The sequence below is a fragment of the Winogradskyella endarachnes genome (genome assembly GCF_009741275.1).
Classification (GTDB): Bacteria; Bacteroidota; Bacteroidia; order Flavobacteriales; family Flavobacteriaceae; genus Winogradskyella; species Winogradskyella endarachnes.
This window is the reverse complement of record NZ_WOWS01000043.1, coordinates 1-279: the sequence shown is the minus strand read 5'-3', so window position 1 is coordinate 279 and position 279 is coordinate 1. Positions and strand designations below refer to the sequence as shown.

At 65.2% G+C, this 279-nt stretch carries 1 protein-coding gene; it reads right to left on the bottom strand.

What is annotated here, in order from left to right; all coding sequences use genetic code 11:
• Positions 1 to 279, bottom strand: a 279-nt coding sequence (locus tag GN138_RS15935) for an extracellular solute-binding protein (RefSeq protein WP_157364985.1), incomplete at both ends; no start/stop codon positions are given.

Genomic DNA, 279 nt, shown 5'->3' with positions numbered 1-279 from the left:
CGGACCGGCACCTTGGTGAACTGGGTCTGCACGAAGAACGGCACGAGGTTGGCGGTGTCACCGGCGAGCGCCCACTCCAGGAACTTGCCCGCTGCCTCGGGGTTCTTGCTCTTCGCGTCGATCACCCACTTGAAGTTGCCGAGCGTGGTCGCCGTGCGGTCGTCGCCGCCGGAGGCGTTCGGGAACGCGCCGACCCCGGTGTTGGTCAGCATGTCCTTGTAGTCGGAGCCGATCTGCGACATCATCCACGAGCCGGACACCTTGAAGGCGACCTTCTTC